Below are 312 nucleotides of genomic sequence, written 5' to 3' on the forward strand. Positions count from 1 at the left end.
ATCACCTCCTTTCTATGGAGACTTGACACATTGTTTGTTCACTGTTCAGTTTTGAGGGAACTTTGTTCCTTAGAGTGCCAGGCCTTTAGGCTTGACGAGATAAAATGTTTGTGGGGCTATAGCTCAGCTGGGAGAGCGCTACACTGGCAGTGTAGAGGTCAGCGGTTCGATCCCGCTTAGCTCCACCATTTTTGCGTTCTCTCGTAATTGGAACTCATAAATATAAAGAATTGATTTCTTTTTTTGAAGCAATTCGATGTCTGGTGATGATGGCGAAGGGGTCACACCTGTTCCCATCCCGAACACAGAAGT

At 45.2% G+C, this 312-nt stretch carries 1 tRNA gene and 1 rRNA gene; both read left to right on the forward strand.

The annotated features are described in order from the left end of the window. Positions 1–112: 112 nt before the first annotated feature. Positions 113–188, forward strand: a tRNA-Ala gene (locus AB3351_RS23595). Between the two features lie 71 nt (positions 189–259). Next, positions 260–312, forward strand: a 5S ribosomal RNA gene (gene rrf, locus AB3351_RS23705); the annotation flags it as partial.

The sequence above is a fragment of the Aneurinibacillus sp. REN35 genome, from assembly GCF_041379945.2.
In the GTDB taxonomy this organism is placed as follows: Bacteria; Bacillota; Bacilli; order Aneurinibacillales; family Aneurinibacillaceae; genus Aneurinibacillus.